14 protein-coding genes, 1 pseudogene and 1 riboswitch are annotated in these 14,831 nt (G+C 62.9%); of the genes and pseudogenes, 7 read left to right on the top strand and 8 right to left on the bottom strand.

The genetic code is table 11. From position 1 onward, the window contains the following. Nucleotides 1-201 precede the first annotated feature (201 nt). From ACOQOU_RS07545 to ACOQOU_RS07555, 3 genes are all read right to left on the bottom strand, one after another. A complete protein-coding gene (locus ACOQOU_RS07545) occupies nt 202-1,827 on the bottom strand; it encodes an amidohydrolase (RefSeq protein ID WP_420578864.1) in 1,626 nt (541 codons plus the stop codon). A gap of 6 nt (nt 1,828-1,833) precedes the next feature. Then, complete coding sequence (locus tag ACOQOU_RS07550) at nt 1,834-2,250, bottom strand: RidA family protein (protein WP_109765772.1); 417 nt, start codon at nt 2,248-2,250, stop codon at nt 1,834-1,836. A 67-nt stretch (nt 2,251-2,317) separates the two neighbouring features. Next, entirely contained in the window at nt 2,318-3,544 is a 1,227-nt protein-coding gene (locus ACOQOU_RS07555) for an acyl-CoA dehydrogenase family protein (protein ID WP_109765457.1), read from the bottom strand. Nucleotides 3,545-3,660: 116 nt separating this feature from the next. Here ACOQOU_RS07555 and ACOQOU_RS07560 point away from each other — a divergent pair, with 116 nt between their 5' ends. After that, nucleotides 3,661-4,335, top strand: coding sequence for a Crp/Fnr family transcriptional regulator (locus tag ACOQOU_RS07560; protein ID WP_158585206.1), 675 nt, complete (start codon nt 3,661-3,663; stop codon nt 4,333-4,335). On the opposite strand, the gene ACOQOU_RS07565 is transcribed toward ACOQOU_RS07560, so the two are convergent. The 5 genes and pseudogenes from ACOQOU_RS07565 to ACOQOU_RS07585 form a co-directional block, all read right to left on the bottom strand. Next, nucleotides 4,332-4,847, bottom strand: coding sequence for a flavin reductase family protein (locus tag ACOQOU_RS07565; protein ID WP_306024927.1), 516 nt, complete (start codon nt 4,845-4,847; stop codon nt 4,332-4,334). The genes ACOQOU_RS07560 and ACOQOU_RS07565 overlap by 4 nt on opposite strands. A 30-nt stretch (nt 4,848-4,877) precedes the next feature. After that, on the bottom strand, nt 4,878-6,212 hold the full coding sequence (locus ACOQOU_RS07570) for a TRAP transporter large permease (protein ID WP_306024926.1): 1,335 nt from the start codon (nt 6,210-6,212) through the stop codon (nt 4,878-4,880). Nucleotides 6,213-6,227: 15 nt separating this feature from the next. Beyond that, the gene (locus ACOQOU_RS07575; RefSeq protein WP_306024925.1) at nt 6,228-6,776 is read right to left on the bottom strand and encodes a TRAP transporter small permease; all 549 of its coding nucleotides are present in this window, start codon (nt 6,774-6,776) and stop codon (nt 6,228-6,230) included. After that, nucleotides 6,773-7,786, bottom strand: a complete 1,014-nt coding sequence (locus ACOQOU_RS07580) for a TRAP transporter substrate-binding protein (RefSeq protein WP_306024924.1) — start codon at nt 7,784-7,786, stop codon at nt 6,773-6,775. Before ACOQOU_RS07580 ends, ACOQOU_RS07575 begins: the two co-directional genes overlap by 4 nt. Nucleotides 7,787-8,270: 484 nt before the next feature. Then, nucleotides 8,271-8,851, bottom strand: a pseudogene (locus tag ACOQOU_RS07585) (transposase); the annotation flags it as partial. Between the two features lie 95 nt (nt 8,852-8,946). On the opposite strand from ACOQOU_RS07585, the gene ACOQOU_RS07590 reads away from it, so the two are divergent. From ACOQOU_RS07590 to ACOQOU_RS07615, 6 genes are all read left to right on the top strand, one after another. Further along, on the top strand, nt 8,947-9,744 hold the full coding sequence (locus ACOQOU_RS07590; RefSeq protein ID WP_306024923.1) for a DUF1194 domain-containing protein: 798 nt from the start codon (nt 8,947-8,949) through the stop codon (nt 9,742-9,744). Between the two features lie 363 nt (nt 9,745-10,107). Beyond that, a riboswitch (guanidine-I (ykkC/yxkD leader) is annotated at nt 10,108-10,215 on the top strand. Nucleotides 10,216-10,327: 112 nt separating this feature from the next. Further along, on the top strand, nt 10,328-11,389 hold the full coding sequence (locus ACOQOU_RS07595) for a putative urea ABC transporter substrate-binding protein (RefSeq protein WP_109765774.1): 1,062 nt from the start codon (nt 10,328-10,330) through the stop codon (nt 11,387-11,389). Between the two features lie 21 nt (nt 11,390-11,410). Continuing rightward, nucleotides 11,411-12,232, top strand: a complete 822-nt coding sequence (locus ACOQOU_RS07600) for an ABC transporter permease (RefSeq protein ID WP_306024922.1) — start codon at nt 11,411-11,413, stop codon at nt 12,230-12,232. Next, nucleotides 12,229-13,053: an ABC transporter ATP-binding protein gene (locus ACOQOU_RS07605; protein ID WP_306024921.1), complete on the top strand. Its 825-nt coding sequence runs from the start codon at nt 12,229-12,231 to the stop codon at nt 13,051-13,053. Before ACOQOU_RS07600 ends, ACOQOU_RS07605 begins: the two co-directional genes overlap by 4 nt. Beyond that, nucleotides 13,037-14,299, top strand: coding sequence for an agmatinase family protein (locus tag ACOQOU_RS07610; RefSeq protein ID WP_306024920.1), 1,263 nt, complete (start codon nt 13,037-13,039; stop codon nt 14,297-14,299). Before ACOQOU_RS07605 ends, ACOQOU_RS07610 begins: the two co-directional genes overlap by 17 nt. Continuing rightward, nucleotides 14,296-14,715 carry a hypothetical protein gene (locus tag ACOQOU_RS07615; protein ID WP_306024919.1) on the top strand — a complete coding sequence of 140 codons (420 nt, stop codon included), beginning with the start codon at nt 14,296-14,298 and terminating at the stop codon, nt 14,713-14,715. Before ACOQOU_RS07610 ends, ACOQOU_RS07615 begins: the two co-directional genes overlap by 4 nt. Nucleotides 14,716-14,831 lie beyond the last annotated feature (116 nt).

Here is a 14,831-nt window from a genome sequence, read left to right on the forward strand (position 1 = left end):
TTGACGGACGTGCCGAGGTCAAGACGTTCGAAGAATTTCGCCGGCGCGCGCTCGCGCTCAGCTTCTTGGAGAACGAGGTCGACGCCATGGCGGAGCGCTATGGCTGGGACAAGCGAGGCGAACCAGCGCGGACCGACCCATCCTCCGCGCGGCTGTCAGCCAAGTGTATGGACGACCGTCTTCGGCGGCCGGCCTGGCTCGCTACAGGATGCCGTCCGGATCGTGCATGGCCCGCCCGTCGGCAACCGTGAGCCGGGCCGTGATCGATGCCAGATCGTCCACCGAACATGAGAGGGGATCGCGGTCCAACAGCGCGAAATCGGCCGCCATGCCGGTATGCAGCGTCCCGCGCCAGGCATCGTGTCCCATGGCGATGGCACCGCCACTCGTATAGGCGTGAATGGCCTGGCGCACCGACAGGGCCTCGTGCGGGCCGCTGGGTTGGCCGCTCGCGGCGCGCCGCGTGACGAAGGATTGAATCCCCGCCCATGGCGACAGTTCGCCGGTCGGTGCATCGGAACTGCCGGCCAGGCACAGACCGGCTTCGATAAGGGACAGGGCGGGAAAGCAGCGGTGATGCCGATCGCCCAGTGCGATGGGCCAGGAGTCGCCCATGCGTGAGATGAAGCTTGGCTGGGTCGCCACCAGGACCCCAAGGTCGGCGGCGCGCCGGAAGGCCGAGGGGTCGGGAAGGCCGAAATGCTCGATGCGGTGGCGCAAGCCGTTGCGAGACCGGCCGGACTGCGCCGCGGAGATCGCGTCCATGATGGCATCGATGGCAAGATCGCCGATCGCGTGAGCGGCAATTTGCCAGCCCTGATCGTGGCCTGCCTGAACGAACTTTCGGATTTCGGCCGGCTCATGCATCAGATAGCCGCTGCCATCGGTGTCGTGATAGCGCCGGCTCATGGCCGCGGTGCGCGCCCCGATAATGCCGTCGACGAAGATCTTCAGGGTACACAATTGCCACCATGGATCGCGGACGGGCGCAAGCGACAGTGCTTTTGCGGTGGCCGGATCGATCTGTGCCATGAACCCGAGCCGAAGCGGCAGGTCCCCTTCGTCGTGCAAGAGCTGCCAGAAATTCCACTCCGGTTCGAATCCGAACGTGAAGCCGACGGCGGCATCCACGGCAGCGGTGACCCCCAACCGGGACAGGTCGTTGATCACCTGCCGCGTCGCCCGAGCGATCTGGCGGTCCGGAGGGCGGGGCGCGGCGCGGAACACGAACTCGGCCGCACGTTCCCTTGCGATGCCCGTCGGCGCGCCGCCGTCGCGGTCAAAGTCTACCCCCGCTGTGCCGGCGGACTCAGCATTCAGATTCAGCGCCTGGAGGGCCGCCGAGTTGAGCATCGCGACATGGCCGCAAAAGCGGCGCAGCAAGACGGGGCGATCCGGCACGGCAGCGTCGAGGGCCGCGCGATCCGGCATCCGCTTCTCCGGCCACAGCTGTTCGTTGACATCGCCGCCGAAGAGCCAGGCGCCGGCGGGCATGCCCTGCGATGTGGACGTGAGGCGCTGCAAATAGTCGTCGCGCGAGCGAATGTCCGGCGCGATCGCCGAGACCTGCTGCCGCGCCTGTCCGACGGCCAGCAAATGCACATGCGCATCGGTCATCCCGGGCAGGACGGTGCCGCCGCCCAGATCGATCACGCGATCCGCCGCCGGCGCCTCTCCCCGCGCGCCAGACCAGGATATCCGCCCGTTGTCGACCAGCATGGCCTCCGCCGGACGGTCGTCCCATGCATGGCGGTAGATCGTCCCACACGTCAGCAGATACCGTCCGGCAGAGCCGACGGAACGCGACCTGACAGCACCATTCGCCATCAGGGATCAGCTCGACGGCAGGGCCGCCACGGCCTTGATCTCGATCACGAGACCAGGGCGTGCCAGGCCGGCGACTTCGAGAATGGTCCACGTTGGATGCGGTTCAGGGACGAACCGCTTCTTGATCTCGACGAACTGCGAAAGATGGCCCTGCAAGCCGACATGATAGGACACCAGTTCGACGAGATGCTCCATGCCGCATCCCGCGCTCCGGAGCACGAGTTCAAGCCGTTCGAATGCGCGGACGATCTGCCCCTCGTCATCGTCCGGTACCGTTCCATCGGGATTGAGACCGATCTGTCCGGCGACGAAGACGTGATCGCCGGACCGCACGGCCGCCGAGTAGCCGAACTTGGCAAAGATCGTCGAGCCGTCGGGCGTCGCAAAGGCGGGGTCTTCGGGGTTGAATGTTGTCTTGGTCATGGCGTGCCTCTTGCTGGGGTTTCGTGTGTTGGCGAGGGCCGGTGTCGATCCACGGCCCCAAAGATGCTCAAAGGCGAGCGCCGGCGGGCAGATCCAGCCCCAGCAGCAAGCGGCCATAGGCCTCACCGATCGGGTCGGGCTGCAACAGGAAATGGCTGCTCATCGCATGGAGGTCGCGGAACTGCCGTTCGATCCGGGTTCCTTCCGGCAGCAGGCTGCCTCCCACACCGGCAAACAGTTCTTGTGCGACCGACAGGCCTTTGCGCGCGGCGATGGCGATCTTCATCCGCAGGAGTGCGCGATCCTCCAAGCTTAGCGTCTGACCGCGTTCGACTTTGCGCTCGATCGCTTCGACCTCTGTGATCAGGACGTTGCGCAGCATGTCCATCGTCGCGATGCCGGCGGCGAGATCGACATGGGAGGACCTGTCGGCGACCTGCTTCCCCTGACCGTTCGACTGCACGCGCTGGCTGACGATCGCGGCATATTCCTCCGCCACCGCCGAGGCGACGCCGAGCGTCGGCGCGATCACCGACATGGCGAGGAGCGCGTTCAGCGGAAACCGATAGGCCGGCTCGTCGTTGGGACAGGAGGCATGCTTCTCGCCAACCTGAAGAGCCGCCCAGTCCATCATCCGGTGGTGCGGCACGAACGCGCTTTCCAGGACGATGTTCTTGCTGCCCGTGCCACGCATGCCGATGACATGCCAACTGTCATGGTCAATCGTGAACGCGTCCGCCGGCACGAGAACCAGAACGGGCTCGGCGCGACCGTCCGTCGGCGCGGGGTTCACGAGAAGGCCGACCCAGGAGGCGAGATCGATGCCGGAGGCATAGCGCCACTTGCCCGAGAGCATGATGCCGTCATCGCGCGTTTCGATCTTGATGTCGTGACCGACACCGCCGGTCAACAAGGGCACGACGGGTGAACTGTCGGGTGCAAAGACCTCTTGTTGCGCCGCTTCGGAGAAGCGCCCGACGACCAGCAGATTGGCGCAGGTCAGCCCCGAGATCCACGCGCAGGACGCGCAACCGCGCGCGATCTCGAAAACCGCCCGCCACATCAGGCTCGGCGATGCGCCCATCCCGCCGAAACGCCTTGGCTGGGCCAGCCTGAAAATGCCGGTTTCGATCAGTGCCGCCGCGACGTCGTCCGGGATCGTCCGGTCGCGGTCCACACGGCCCGCTTGGTCCAGCAGCCATGGAACGGCGGACGCTGCCTTGGCGACAACCTCTTCGCCTGCGGTCCAATCGTCGCCGTCCGCGTCGTGCGTTTGGAGAGTTTGCAGAGCCATTCCGACGTTTCCCTCGCTCGTTCGATGTGTGCTAGGGAACCATATGTGCAGTATGATCGTCGGCGCTGTATCGCCGGATACTGTCAGCGTTCGGTTCCCGCAGGCAGGCAATGAAGATGACCGGTAAGCCGGAAGCCACGTGGCGCATGCCGAACCAGTTGGCTTCGATGATCTCGGAGCTGCGACATCTGGTGCGGGAAAAGACGTTCCGGGCCGGCGAGCAGATCTATGCGCAGGGCGAACCGAGCAACAGCTTCTATTTCGTCGTCAGCGGGCTCGTTCAGATATCGATTTTCCGCATCGACGGCGTCGAGATCGTGCTTGAAAAAATGGGCCCCGACACGATCTGCGGCGAGGCGACGGCTTTTGCGGGTTTACCCAGCTTCTCGTCCGCGGTGGCGACCGAGCCGACCACGGTCCTCGAGTTCGAGGCGCGCAGGCTGCCCGATCTGTTTCGCGAGCACCCCGAGTTCGCGTTGATCTTGTTGCGGCTGACGAGCTTGAAGCAGCGTGTGTTGGCGCTTCGCCTCGAGCAAATGGTCTCGAACAAGCCCGAGGAGCGCGTGCTCGAATTGTTGACGCGGCTCGGCGAGATGTTCGGCACGCGTCACGCCAAGGGCAATATGGTGCGCACGAGACTGACTCACGAAATGATCGCCGCCATGACCGGCGTTTCGCGTGTGACCGTCACGCGGACCCTCAAACGCATGCGCGAGAGCGGGACCCTCTATCTCGATGACGGCTATTTCGTCATTTCGCCGGCCCATGCCGAACGGCTGGATGTCGGCTAGCCGGTCCACCAGAAGCTGACGGGTTCGACCGGTTCCGGCGCCTCGCCGGGCCAGGGGAGCGCGGCGTAACCGCCACCGTGATAAAGAAGAGGAGTCCCGGGGGTTTCCGGTCCGGCCATGTCGGTGACCCGGCCGACGATGATGGCGTGATCTCCTGCGGCGTGAACCCGTTCCAGCCGGCACACGAAGGTCGCATTGGCGCCCTCCAGTCGGACCGTCTCGTCAAAGGCGTGCCATGTCCAGTCCGGCTTGTCGCCCGGCTCGCCGGCATAGTGCCGCGAGACCGCCTCCTGCTCGGCGGTCAGGATGTTGACGGAGAACGCACCAGTCTCTTGGATGTGGCCGGCGGTTCGACTGCCGTTCCGCGCGCAGAACAGCAAGAGCATCGGGTCGAGGCTGACCGCCGTCAGCGAGTTTACCGTCGCGCCGACCGGGCCGTCGCCGCCGGCGACACCGACCACTGCCACCCCGGTCGTGAAGCGGCGGAACAGGGTTCGGAACGTGAGCGACATGTTTGCTTTGTCCGCCATCGGTGGGGCCCCTCAGTTCTGCATCGTCAACGGCAAGGCGATCGCCATGTAAGGTATGAAGACGAGAAGCACGAGCCGAACGATATCGACAGCCCAGAAGGGCGTGATGCCCCTGAAGATCGTTCCCGTCGCCACGTCGCCGATGACGCCTTTCAGGACGTAGACGTTGAGCCCAACCGGCGGCGTGATGAGGCTGATTTCGGTTGCCACCACCACGAAGATGCCGAACCAGATCAGCGAGAGTTCCTCGCCCATCGCGCCATATTGGGAGAACAGGCCCAGTCCCGCGACGACCGGCGCGAACACGGGCACCGTCAACAGCATCATCGACAGGCTTTCAAACACGCAGCCGAGCAGGAAGTAGACAAGCAGGATCATGAAGATGACGGCAAGCGGGCCGACATCGAGTGCGGTGACGACCTCGAGCAGCGCTTCCGGCAGACCGGCGCGAACGACGAAGCGCTGAAAGATCACCGCTCCTATGAGCACCGCGAACAGCGAAGCCGTCGTTTGCAGGGTCTCGATCAGGGCATCGAGCAACGCTCTGCCGCCGAGCTTGCGACGCACGAGCGCGATCACCAGTGCTCCGGCCGCACCGATTCCTGCCGCCTCGGTCGTGGTATAGATGCCCAGATAGATGCCGCCCAGCACCGCGGTGAAGAGCAGCACGATCGGCCAGACGTTCCGCACCGCTGCGGCGCGCGCGTGCCAATCCGAACGTGCCCCCGAAGGTCCGAAATGGGGGCGGCGCCAGACGATGAACCGGACGGCGGCCAGATAGAGAAGGATGCCCACCAGCCCCGGTATCACGCCGGCCAGGAAGAGCTTTTCGATGCTCTGTTCGGTCATCACGCCATAGATGATCAGGATGACGGACGGCGGTATCAGAATGCCGAGCGTGCCGCCGGCGGCGATCGACGCGGTGGCGAGCTGGTCGTCATAGCCGTACCGGCGCATCTCCGGCATGGCCACCTTGGACATCGTCGCCGCCGTGGCAAGTGACGATCCGGATATCGCGGAAAATCCGCCGCAGGCGATGACCGTCGCCATCGCCAGGCCGCCACGCCTGTGTCCCAGAAAGGCGTTGGAGGCGCGGTAGAGTTCGCTCGCAAGCCCGGCCTGACTGACCAGCAGCCCCATCAAGATGAACAGCGGCAGGACCGAAAGCGTTTCGGTCTGCACCGAATCCAGCACCGTACCTGCCGCGGGCGACAAGGCCGCCGTCCATTTCCAATCGTTCAACCAACCAAATCCGACGACGCCGACCAGCCCCATCGCAAAGGCGATCGGAACCCGCAGGAAGGCCAGTACGATGACGGCCACAAAGCCGAGAAGCGAGATCGTCATAACGGTGTCCTCGAGCTAGACCCGGGGCGGCATCGGATCGCCACCGCGGGCGTGCGGCTTGGCGACGGGGCCGAGCACCGCCTTGACGAGCAGAACGCAGCCGGTGACCGCGACCATGAGCGCAATGAAGGACGCCACCGGATAGAGCGGCAGGTGAAGGAAATCGCTGACATAGCCCCATTTCATCAGCCGTTCGGCCCGGAACATGACCCACCAGGCGAGGATCAGGGTCGACACGCCGCAAACGGCGTTGATTGCCGCATCCCGCAGGCGCGCCTGATGCGGACCGAACAGGCCGTCGAACAGATCGACCGTGATGTGCTGGTCGCGTGCCGACACAACAGGCAGCGCCAGCGCGATCATCGTCCCCATCATCAGCCGGGTCAGTTCCGTCTTGCCGTTCACCGGCGCATCCAGGATGTAGCGGCCGAAAACATCGACCACCGTCAGACCGAGGATCACCAGAAGCATCAGGGCGCCCGCGTAGAGCGGCAACCGCGCGACCCAGCGCAAAGCGGTCCGGTTCCCGTTCGACCGGACGCCGCCGTTGGCGCGGTCGCTCACTGGCGGTAGGTCCGCATCGTTTCTTCGATCAGTTCGAGCGCGGCGGCGGCGTTGACGCCGCGGCCGGCGGCCGCATCGACCGTCTGCCGGCGAATCTCGGCGGCGATTTCGGCGAAGGCGTTCTGGTCCGCTTCGGAGAAGGTGTGCATAGCGGTCACCTCCTCCACCAGTTCGAGACCGGCGACATCGGCTCTGGCCCAAGCCGCGCCGGCCATCGCCGCGAGCCGCTCACCTGTGGTGGACAGGACCGCCTCACGGTCCTCCTCGCTCAGGCGCGCGAGAAAGGCCTCGCTCAGGATCAGCGCGAAGGAGCCGCGAGAGAAGCCGCCGGGCATGATGTAGGTCTGCGGTGCCACCTCGTACAGCCGCAGGGCCTTGTTGGTGTCGATCGGCATCATCACGCCGTCTGCGACACCGCCGGCGAGCGTTTCATAGACTTGTGGCGCGGGCACCTGGACACCCACCATGCCAAGGCCTTCCGCGACGTCGGCCGAAACGCCGCCCCCGATGCGTATCTTGGCACCGCTGAGCGCCTCCAGACCGTCATGGACCGTTCGCATGTAGAGTTGGCCCGGCCCATGCGTCATCATCGCCGCGACCACGACCCCGTCATGTTCGCCGGCGGCGCTCAGATGTGCTTCGTAGGCGCGCTGGTGGGCAACGGAACTCGCCTCGGCGTCGCCGGACAGGCCGGGAAGCTCGATGAGCTTCGTCGTGACAAAGCGACCGGGATTGTAGCCATGGAAGATCCAGGCTGCGTCCGCCGCGCCATCGGTGACGATGTCGATCTGGTTGGGCGGCGAGGCCAGGTCATATTCGATCGTTCCCGTGACGCGGCCGTCGGTGGCCTCTTCGATCCATTCGATCCAGGTGGGAAAGATCTCGGTGTTCACATGGCTCGGCGGCAACCAACTCGATATCCGCATGATCTCTTCCGAGCGGGCATCCGAAGCGAACGACGAGATGGAAAGCGCGACGGCAGTTACCGTCGCCAGAGCTGTCTGTTTCATGTTGACGTTTCCTCCTTGGATCGACCGTACGGCAAGAGCCGCCACGCGATGTTGCCGATCATTGAAGGTCGACGCCGAGCGCGCTGTATCGGGGTATACAAGCCTGCCGAATTTGCTCGTTTTGGCGAGCCGCGGCGCATTGCGCCGATGTCCGATTCATGGAGGAGAGCCCTCGATTGCGGGTCGACTGTCGCCAGAACTGAAGGACGGCGAATCCGAATGGTCCAAGGCCAACCGCATGTTTCTGATTGAAGGGGACGTGCTGCGCACTTGGTTTTCCGATGACAAGCGTGTCGGCCCCAACCTCACAGGTGGTCCTCGCAAGCGTGTCCGCCACGCGGTCCGCCCGGATCACCGATCCCCACCGCATGATCCAAGGTCTCGGGCGGTGCTCCGCGCTGCCTCTATGCGTGTCCGTCGCCGGATGATTGGGGACACGACGGGCTGAGCGGGAGCGGAGGCTCTGGCTCGTTGGCGGTTCGGTCTATGCCGCCGTCTGACCATGCAGCAAGCGGCGTGTCCCGATCGTCTTTGCCTTGATCTCCTTGCGTTGCCCGAGGATGGATTCCGCCCTGCCGAAGTAGACGCCTGCGGGGGTGAGGCTGCCGAGGCGCTCCTGGTAGCGCCGATGGTTGTAGTGACCGACGAAAGCGGCGCTCGTTTCCTCGAGCGCCCCGGGCAAGGGGTGGTTCTCGAGCACGATCCGGTGCTTCGGCGTCAGGCGCCAGCGCTCGACCTTGCCTTGGCTCTGCGGATGCTTGGCGCGCCGCGGACGTGGTCGATGCCCTCGGTTTCGAGCCAGACGGCGAGGTCTCCCGGGATATAGGACGATCCGTTCTCCGTGAGCAGCCGCGGGCGGTCGGCGACGACGGCGCTGTCATATCCGGAGGCAGCCGGGGCATCCTCCGGGATCGCGGTCATGTCTCCGGCGCGCATCGCCTTAAAAGACCGCCAGGCGATGATGTGCCGGCTGTGGTCGTCGAGGATGGTGGAGAGGTAGAGCCAGCCCCGGCCGACCACCTTGAGTTCGGTGAAGTCGGTTTGCCAGAGCTGGTTCGGGCGGGTCAGGCTTCTGCGGCCGGAAATTCGTGAATTGACGGAATTTGGCAAAAGATATGCACTGACACATGCGCTTAAGCCTCCAAAGCCTGATCCTAACGATGTCCATTTGGCTGCTGCTGACGGCTGCTTTGCGCGCAGAGACAATTCAGGTCGATGCCGAACTCGTGCTCGCCGTCGATGTCTCGCGCTCCATGTCTCCGGCAGAACTCGACATCCAGCGTCGCGGCTATGCGCAAGCCCTGGTCAGCGATGAGGTGATTGACGCAATAAGCGACGGCCTGCTCGGCCGCGTGGCGATCCAGTACGTCGAGTGGGCGGGCCAGTACGATCAGAGGATCCTGGTGGACTGGACGCTGATCGAGGAGCGCGCAGACGCACAGGCGTTCGCCGAACAACTGCTTGCCCACGCCTCATTGTCCATGAGCCGCACGTCCATTTCCGGCGGGATCAATTTTGCGGTCAGCGCAATAGACACCAACGCCTATTCCGGCAGCCGGCGGATCATCGACATTTCCGGCGACGGGCCAAACAATCAGGGGCCATATGTCGTCCGGGCCCGCGATGAAGCGCTTTCGTCCGGCATTGTCATCAACGGCCTACCACTGATGACGCGCGACGGCATCTACAGCCAGTTCGACATTGAGCGGCTGGACCTTTACTACCGGGATTGCGTCATTGGCGGCCCCGGTGCGTTCCTGATACCGGTCCTGTCATGGGACGAATTTCCCGAAGCCGTGCGACGCAAGATCGTTCTCGAATTGGCAGGCGGACCCTCATCACCAGCCCGCATCATACCCACGAGCGGCAGCATTCTGGATCTGCCCGGCGGCGAACAGGACTGCCGCATCGGTGAAAAGATCTGGGAGCAGAACAGGTGGATGTGGACTGATCCGTAAGGTGCGGGCCAAAGCGTGTTTCGCCTCGCCGCTCACTGCGCATCGAGCAGGTCCATCGAAAGCTTTTCGTCGATTGGCCGATTGGAAGAGCGCACTTGCTCGGCCGGTTGTGTTCGCAACAGGCATTTTGCGGCCCGTGGCCAAATCGGTTCTCGACGGTCATCCGATTGCGCAAGCGCGGCACCCTCAGCAAGCCAATCGTCTTTCGGTTTCGATCAGGCCGCGAACGCTTGCATCAATCGGTGCATCAATTTGAAGCGCGCTGCACACAAAACAGGCCAACCGGTCGACGCCTGAGCGCCATTTGCGCCCAATGCTGCCCCGATATGCGTTTGGCACGCGGCTTGCTTTTTGTTCCTGTGTGCAGCGGGTGCCTAGGGTTCCGATCCTCTTTTTTGAAGGGTGCAGGTCCGAGAGGTACCATCCGGCCGGTGAAGGTCGGAAACACGGCGGGGCAAAATCCCGGGAGATATCTGCACAGGTTTGCGCACGCGAGCCTCCTCCCGGTCTGCGTGCTCGAACCTCTTTCAACAGGTGGCCACACCATGTGGCCAAGCCGAACGAGCGGAGAGGCGAGACCATGATGATCAAGACACTCAAAGCGGCGGCGTGGGCGTCGGCGGCCATGTTGGCACTGGCAGTCGGTCAACCGGCCAATGCCATGGAGAAAACCGAGTTCAGCGTTTGCTGGTCGATCTATGTCGGCTGGATGCCCTGGGGCTATCTTGAAGAATCCGGCATCATGGACAAATGGGCCGACAAGTACGGAATCGATGTCGAGATCGTACAGATCAACGATTATGTCGAGTCGATCAACCAGTACACGGCGGGCCAGTACGACGGCTGCTCCATGACAAACATGGATGCGCTTTCCATTCCGGCCGGCGGTGGCGTCGACACCACGGCGCTTATCGTCGGTGATTTCTCGAACGGCAACGACGGCATTGTCCTCAAGGAGGGTGACAGCGTCGAAGCCTTGGCCGGCCAGAATGTCAACTTGGTGGAACTGTCCGTTTCGCACTATTTGCTGGCGCGCGCGCTCGATGGTGCCGGACTCTCCGAGCGCGACCTAACCGTTGTCAACACATCCGATGCGGACATGATTGCCGCCTACGCGACAGACGACGTCACGGCTGTGGTGACATGGAATCCGCTGCTTTCGGAAATCGAAGCGACACCGGGTTCGACCAAGGTGTTTGACTCCTCCAACATCCCCGGCGAGATCATCGATATCATGATGGTCAATACCGAAACGCTGGCGGCCAATCCGGATTTTGGCAAGGCCCTGACCGGCGCATGGTATGAAGTGATGGGCCTGATGGCGGCTGGCGATGAGGCAGCGCTGACGGCCATGGCCGATGCCTCGGGAACCGATCTGGCGGGATACAACGCACAGCTTGCAACGACGAAAATGTTCTACGAGCCGGCCGCGGCGGTGGAGTTCACGCAATCGCCGGAGCTGCCGCAGACCATGCAGTTCGTTGCCGAGTTTCTGTTCGACAAGGGCATTCTCGGCGAAGGCGCGCCATCGCCTGAGTTTGTCGGCGTCGAGTTCCCCGACGGCTCCGTTTTCGGTGACGAAGGCAACGTGAAACTGCGGTTCGACACCAGCTACATGGAAATGGCGGCGAACGGCGAACTCTGATCGCCTCGATCTGAACCGTCCATGCGTTTGATCAACCGTACACCCGGCCGGGTTCTGGGGCTGGCATTGGCTGCGACACCGTTCGCGGCAACCATTGTGATCTATGCCGTGGCCAGCCATTTCCGACGGCTGGAAAATCCCGCCGACAAGTTGCTGCCGTCGATCGAGCAGATGGCAGCAACGTTCTGGCGCCTGGCCGCAGTTCCAGACCGCAGAACCGGAGATCTCGTTCTCTGGGTCGATACATTCGACAGCCTGTGGCGGCTTGGATTTGGTATGGCTGTTGCAACTGCATTCGCGTTGATCACAGGCATTCTCATCGGGTTCGTTCCGCACATACGGGCAGCACTCGCGCCCTACATTTCGGCGATTTCACTGATCCCCCCGATCACCGTTCTGCCTATCCTTTTCATTGTGGTCGGCTTGGGAGAAGCGTCCAAGGTGATGCTGGTCGCGCTTGGCACCGCCCCGGTGATGACAAGGGCGACGGCGCAGGCCGTGATGGAAATTCCCGGCGAACTGGTCATCAAGGCACAGACGCTTGGCGCCAACACCTGGCAAATGATGACCAGGCTTGTGCTTCCGCAGGTTCTGCCAAGGCTGATCACGGCCTTGCGTCTGGGTCTTGTGCCTGGCTGGATCTTCCTGATTTCGGCCGAAGCCATCGCGTCCACATCGGGGCTCGGATACCGGATTTTTCTCGTGCGCCGGTTTCTCGCGATGGATGTCATCCTGCCTTACGTCATCTGGATCACCCTGCTGGCTTATGTGATCGACAGGCTGTTGCTGCTGCTGTCGATGCGTGCCTTCCGCTGGGCGCACTTGCAGGGGGGAAGCCTGTGACCCGGAACGTCGGCAATACCAAAATCAGCGTGCGCAACGTGACCAAGTCCTATGGCGACACGATCGTTCTGGAGCGCGTCAGCATCGATATAGCACGAGGCAGCTTCTGCACGATTGTTGGTGCGTCAGGCTGCGGCAAATCCACTTTTCTGCGCATGTTGCTGTCTCAGGAGCATCCCAGTGGCGGCGACATTTTGATCGACGGCGAACCGTTGCCGCGCGAGCCGACACCGCAACGCGGGATCGTCTTCCAGAAATACTCGGTTTTCCCGCATCTGACGGTGGAAGACAATTTGATCCTCGCCGAGGAATTCGAATGCAGTGCTTTGACCGCGCGCAGCTTCGGCGCCGCGCGACGCAAGGCCCGCGAACGGGTGACCGAGACGCTGGACAAGATCGGACTGGCTGCGGCGCGAAAACGATACCCCGCGCAACTCTCCGGCGGGATGCAACAGCGCCTTGCCATAGCCCAGGCGCTTCTGAAGAAGCCCGATGTGCTCTTGCTCGACGAGCCGTTCGGCGCGCTGGATCCGGGAATTCGTCTGGACATGCACGAGCTTCTGCTCGAACTCTGGAAGGAGCGCGGCATGACGGTTTTCATGGTGACACACGACATTCATGAAGCGTTCAAGCTGGGCACGCGTTTGTTGGTTTTCGACAAGACACGGCACGATCCCCATGCACCGGAACGCTACGGCGCGACGATCACCTACGATCTTCCGATCGATTCCGCCTCACGCGCAGATGTGCCTGAAGCCAACGAACTGATCCAACAACCGCCGAATAATCACATCGGAGCCAACCATGCGCACATCAACTGAATTTGGGCCCTCACGGTCAGGGCAAAAAGCCGGCGGTATCGGCTGCCCGGCTCCGCAGCGCTTTCATCACCCCGACTTCGACAAGCTGCAAATGCGTGGCTGGAAAGCGGCGGAAAAAGAAGGCGAGTTGCCCTCGGCCGCCTGGCAGCAAGAGCGCGCGTGGGCGTTGCGCATGGGGCTGACAGGATCCGACAGCCTGGAAGACAAGTCGATCCCGACCTTTGCGCGCGGCGAGTTGCCCCATTACGCGGGCATCAACACGTTCCTCAAGGCGCCATACATCGAAGACGCGACCAAGGTCGGTGCTTACGACGCGGCAATCATCGGCATTCCGTTTGATGGCGGCACGACCTATCGCCCCGGCACCCGCTTTGGACCGCAGGGCGTGCGCAAGATTTCCGCCCTTTACACGCCCTATAATTATGAGATGGGCATCGATTTGCGCGAACAAATGACTCTGTGCGATGTCGGCGATGTCTTTACGATTCCCGCCAACATCGAAAAGACCTTTGACCAGATCACCCGCGCGGTCAGCCATGTGGCGTCATCGGGTGCGCTTCCGATCATGATCGGCGGCGATCACTCGATTGGTTTTCCATGCGTGCGCGGCATCGCGCAATGCACGTCCAAACGCATCGGTATCGTCCATTTCGACCGCCACATCGACATCCAGGAAAAGGATCTGGATGAGCGGATGCACACCACCCCATGGTTCCACGCGACTGATCTCGCCAATGTCCCGGCGGTGAACCTTGTCCAGGTCGGGATTGGCGGCTGGCAGGTGCCCCGCGAAGGCGTGATGGAGGCGCGCAAGCGCAACACCAACATCTTCACCATGCGCGACGTGGAGGAACTGGGTCTTGCCGAGACGGCGGCCCGAGCGCTTGAGCTTGCTTGGAAGGATGCTGACGCAGTCTACGTTTCATTCGACATCGATAGCGTCGACTGCGGCTTTGTACCCGGTACCGGCTGGCCGGAGCCCGGCGGCTTTCTTCCGCGCGAGGCGCTGGAGCTGGTCTCGCTGGTTGCCAAGGAAGGCATTTGCGGCCTCGAAGTCGTAGAGGTTTCTCCGCCTTACGACACGTCCGACATCACAGCGCTGCTGGCAACACGTGTGATCGTCGATGTTCTTGGAACGCTTGTCAGCCACGGCAAGCTTGGTTCCCACAAGGGCATCATCGACAAGCCCGTGAGTGTTCCGCCCGGCCCCGATGTTGAAGGCGGACAAGGTTGGGAGCTCACATGATGTCTGGCGACCACGATCATGGCCACGGTGTCGGGCACAATCACGCCCATGACCACATGCACAGCCACGTGCACGTCGATCCGGACAAGGAGCGTGACGATCGGCTGCAGTCGCTGGCCGCATCGTTCATTGACGGGTTTCGCAAGTCTGACGACAAGCCTGCATTTCTGGAGCTTGCCGGTATCCCGACAAGCCGGACGGGAGCCGATGGCTTGCGGATGCATCTTGTCGATGTCTCTATCGAAACAAGATGGCAGATGGGGACCGCGTCGCCGGCGTTCGCGTCCCGCGAACTGGTGCACCTGCCCTACCCCTCGGCAATGGTCAGTGCACGCGAGACGATCACCTTTGTCTATGTCTCGCTGACCGAACGGGCGGACATAGATCTTGTCGAAATGCTGGCCGAGCGTGGCTGATCCTTGAGAGCGGAAAATTCTCCGGCGCCGAGATGCCGGCAGCGGATGCTGCCGGCCGGAAGCCACCGTAAGATTGTTCATAAGCTCATGCCCGCAACCGGCGGCAATGTATGGGC

This window comes from Oceaniradius stylonematis (assembly GCF_965223445.1).
GTDB classification, from domain to species: Bacteria; Pseudomonadota; Alphaproteobacteria; order Rhizobiales; family Rhizobiaceae; genus Roseitalea; species Roseitalea stylonematis.

Excerpts from the sequence above, each read along its gene's own strand:
- ACOQOU_RS07545 (WP_420578864.1), bottom strand. The coding sequence starts at position 1,827 with ATGGCGAATGGTGCTGTCAGGTCGCGTTCCGTCGGCTCTGCCGGACGG.
- ACOQOU_RS07550 (WP_109765772.1), bottom strand. The coding sequence starts at position 2,250 with ATGACCAAGACAACATTCAACCCCGAAGACCCCGCCTTTGCGACGCCC.
- ACOQOU_RS07555 (WP_109765457.1), bottom strand. The coding sequence starts at position 3,544 with ATGGCTCTGCAAACTCTCCAAACGCACGACGCGGACGGCGACGATTGG.
- ACOQOU_RS07560 (WP_158585206.1), top strand. The coding sequence starts at position 3,661 with ATGACCGGTAAGCCGGAAGCCACGTGGCGCATGCCGAACCAGTTGGCT.
- ACOQOU_RS07565 (WP_306024927.1), bottom strand. The coding sequence starts at position 4,847 with ATGTCGCTCACGTTCCGAACCCTGTTCCGCCGCTTCACGACCGGGGTG.
- ACOQOU_RS07570 (WP_306024926.1), bottom strand. The coding sequence starts at position 6,212 with ATGACGATCTCGCTTCTCGGCTTTGTGGCCGTCATCGTACTGGCCTTC.
- ACOQOU_RS07580 (WP_306024924.1), bottom strand. The coding sequence starts at position 7,786 with ATGAAACAGACAGCTCTGGCGACGGTAACTGCCGTCGCGCTTTCCATC.
- ACOQOU_RS07590 (WP_306024923.1), top strand. The coding sequence starts at position 8,947 with ATGTCCATTTGGCTGCTGCTGACGGCTGCTTTGCGCGCAGAGACAATT.
- ACOQOU_RS07595 (WP_109765774.1), top strand. The coding sequence starts at position 10,328 with ATGATCAAGACACTCAAAGCGGCGGCGTGGGCGTCGGCGGCCATGTTG.
- ACOQOU_RS07600 (WP_306024922.1), top strand. The coding sequence starts at position 11,411 with ATGCGTTTGATCAACCGTACACCCGGCCGGGTTCTGGGGCTGGCATTG.
- ACOQOU_RS07610 (WP_306024920.1), top strand. The coding sequence starts at position 13,037 with ATGCGCACATCAACTGAATTTGGGCCCTCACGGTCAGGGCAAAAAGCC.
- ACOQOU_RS07615 (WP_306024919.1), top strand. The coding sequence starts at position 14,296 with ATGATGTCTGGCGACCACGATCATGGCCACGGTGTCGGGCACAATCAC.